Below are 2863 nucleotides of genomic sequence, written 5' to 3'. Positions count from 1 at the left end.
TCCTCGAAAACATGCGTGACCCCGTTCACCTGACACGGTTTTAAGCTGACAACCCGATGCTTACCCCCAATGGTGATATGCGTATAGGTTTTGTTCATTTTCTCCAGTAAAACCAATTCCGCACCCGTAATGACTTCACCGCTACCCAGCTCATACATATCAAGTTCTGCCCCTACATAATACTGATACAACCCTTCACTGAATGCCTGCTTTGCTGCCTCGATGCCGTGCTGCTGGCGATAATCGTCCCAGTCGGCCTTGTACTCTGTTGGCGGTAATGCTACCCACCCATCGATAGCCTTAGCGGTTTTCTCGGCTGCTATCTTGCCGACGTTCTTCTTGGGCTTGCCTTTATCGTCCAGTTCTCCGGGTTCGTGCCAGTCATTGTCGGCGGCAAGGATGATTTTTGCTGTAGGCCACCGTTCCCTGACCTGTTTAGCAACAGCGGATAAATTGCCTTCATCAATCGCAGCCAGTACTAAGCCCTCACACAATTGGCTCACCGTTAAGGCGGTTGCATAGCCCTCAGTAATGATGATCGTGTCTGGCGTTTCAGTAATTGCCGATAAGGGGATAAAATTCCCCTTTTTCTGCGTACCAGAGACAAGACGCTTATCACTGTTCGGCTTGATGATTTGAGCACCGGTGATTGTGCCGTTCAGCGTCTGAGTGACCAGCAACAAAGAGCCGTCTTTCAGTAGCTTTTGATCGGGGCATTGCAGCCCCTTTTTCGTCAGATAATCAGATTGCCCGGCAGTGGCCTGAGCCACCAGCTTATTAACTTTCTCGGTTATCGGAGGAGCCTCTGATTTTGGAGCCTCCTTTCTGGCAGGCTCAGGCAGTGGCAGCGATAACGCCTGAGAAACCTCTTTAGCGGCCTCAATAATCGTGATCCCCTTGGCTCTCACCAGCAAATCCAGCCCATCACCGTGATTCGGCTCATCACACTGGCGACAATGCCAGTCACCGTGACCGTGATCGTCCATGAAGTGAAAACGGTCAGTGCCGCCGCAGATGGGGCAAGCGCCATGCTTACCCTTCGCCGGAACATCAACCCCACAGGCAGCCAGCAAACCTTGCCATTGACCTTGAGCCGCTGCTTTCACCGAACGAATATCAATATGACTTACCATTTCGGGAATCCCTCGCGGTGATGGATTTCAAACTGAGCATTTTGTTCCGTATCGTTCAGCGCTTCGGCGATCCTCGGTAAATGCATCAGGGCTTCACCGATACGGCGTAAATCTTCCCTTGCCTGACGATTGTCATAGTTTTCATTATCGGCTGACCAGAAAGCCAGTTCCCCCATTGCAGACATCGCCGCCATCACTGCGCTGTGTGCACCATCTGCATTCATACGCAGATCTTTGAGTTCCTCAGTGTCCATAGCGCTAAAGTTATTTTTTACCAAATGGTTATAGATATCAGACATAATCAGGCTCTCCCTGCGTAGGTGTATTCTTGAGTGAAACGGCTTAATGGCATAATGCACGGGTAGGTATAACCTTCACGGACAAAGGTCACGCGGTTAAAAGCCACCGACAGCACTTGAACAGCTTCCCCGTTCTTATGGGTGTAATAGTCATGAGGGGTGGGGTTACGCATGGTTCACCCCCCGAACGGTAGACATATCGCTACAGTGGGAGGTGTTATCAATAGCTTCCTCACCTGCGATTACTTCAATCAGAAATACAGCAATATCGCCGGATAGCTTCGCCATCAGTGAAGACATAACGGATATTTCACTGCCCTGTATTTGATGAGGGTATGACTCAATAAGCTGATTAATAAATTCGAGTTGTTGCGCCTTTTCAACGGCTTGATGAATAGTGATAGGCTGGCTCATGCGACCACCTCCTGACGGGAAACGAATATCAGTGAGGGGATACCTGCCAGTAGACGGGCTTCACCTTCGCTGTCTGCCAGTACAGTGATAAGGCGTACAGGGTGAATATCCACCAGCCGTTGAGTGCCTGACGCAATTAGGAATGTAAATTTAAGGCGAGTTTGGGTATGCTGTGGTGTATCCATAGCGTAAGACTCCTTTACGTTTTTGGTTAGACGCCTCGATAGTGTTGGTAGCACTTCGGGGCGTTGTTGTTTTACATCTGACACAAATGTGTTGTACACTGTCAGACACAAACAACATACACCCTGAGTATTACATATGTCAAACACAAATTTGCCGAGAGGCAATAAACAAATTGCATTCAGAGTTGAGCCACAATTGGAACAAGCTATGAGGGAGGCGATGAAAATTGATGGTGATGAATCTATATCTGCATGGATAAAGAGAATTATCCGTAAAGAGTTGCAATCTCGCGGCATTGAACAATAACCAACCAAGTGAACACTATTCACTTGGTTCACTCCCCCTCTTAAAGATGGTAAGTTCTTAAGCTGTTGTAATTCCTCGTAAACCAGATTTGGATTACGGATAACCAATTGATTTATATCATGATGGAAAGAGCCATCATCCCAAAGGGTAGCATTCGCCGTGCTATCCTTTTCTTTTTGCACTCCACTAAATGATGACTGCAAAGTTTGCGCGTCGCTAAATGATACGCGCAGATTATGACCAGACTGCATATTTGCAGCTTGACTATGTTTCAATGGGTTAGGTAACTGACCTGAAATTATCGGGTATCCTAAAGTATGACCAAACGCCAAATCTGGCGTCTGATTGTTTATCAATGGGTTACTGAGGTGTCCGAAAATACTCGCATACCCATCGGCCAAAGTGAGGACTACGGCAATAGGACTTCTTAAACTAAAGGAATTCCTATAGTTAATTTTTCCCCGACTTGAGGTTAATTGTTCAATATTTGGTCTTTGATTCCCCCGTTTTGGGGGAACAGAGAGT

6 protein-coding genes are annotated in these 2863 nt (G+C 47.4%); 1 reads left to right on the top strand and 5 read right to left on the bottom strand.

What is annotated here, in order from left to right:
• The 5 genes from Xvie_RS18990 to Xvie_RS18970 form a co-directional block, all read right to left on the bottom strand.
• Positions 1-1133, bottom strand: a 1133-nt coding sequence (locus Xvie_RS18990; protein ID WP_244175738.1) for a toprim domain-containing protein, incomplete at its 3' end; no start/stop codon positions are given.
• On the bottom strand, positions 1127-1432 hold the full coding sequence (locus Xvie_RS18985) for a hypothetical protein (protein ID WP_086110702.1): 306 nt from the start codon (positions 1430-1432) through the stop codon (positions 1127-1129). The genes Xvie_RS18990 and Xvie_RS18985, both read right to left, overlap by 7 nt.
• A 2-nt stretch (positions 1433-1434) precedes the next feature.
• Positions 1435-1605 carry a DUF4222 domain-containing protein gene (locus Xvie_RS18980; protein ID WP_086110701.1) on the bottom strand — a complete coding sequence of 57 codons (171 nt, stop codon included), beginning with the start codon at positions 1603-1605 and terminating at the stop codon, positions 1435-1437.
• On the bottom strand, positions 1598-1846 hold the full coding sequence (locus Xvie_RS18975; protein WP_086110700.1) for a hypothetical protein: 249 nt from the start codon (positions 1844-1846) through the stop codon (positions 1598-1600). Before Xvie_RS18975 ends, Xvie_RS18980 begins: the two co-directional genes overlap by 8 nt.
• Entirely contained in the window at positions 1843-2031 is a 189-nt protein-coding gene (locus Xvie_RS18970; RefSeq protein ID WP_086110699.1) for a hypothetical protein, read from the bottom strand. The genes Xvie_RS18975 and Xvie_RS18970 overlap by 4 nt, the downstream gene beginning before the upstream one ends.
• A 136-nt stretch (positions 2032-2167) precedes the next feature.
• Here Xvie_RS18970 and Xvie_RS21765 point away from each other — a divergent pair, with 136 nt between their 5' ends.
• Positions 2168-2338: a hypothetical protein gene (locus tag Xvie_RS21765; RefSeq protein ID WP_047680438.1), complete on the top strand. Its 171-nt coding sequence runs from the start codon at positions 2168-2170 to the stop codon at positions 2336-2338.
• Positions 2339-2863 lie beyond the last annotated feature (525 nt).

The organism is Xenorhabdus vietnamensis (genome assembly GCF_002127535.1).
Taxonomy (GTDB): domain Bacteria; phylum Pseudomonadota; class Gammaproteobacteria; order Enterobacterales; family Enterobacteriaceae; genus Xenorhabdus; species Xenorhabdus vietnamensis.
The sequence above is the reverse complement of the archived record's forward strand: the minus strand, read 5'-3'. Positions and strand labels throughout refer to the sequence as shown.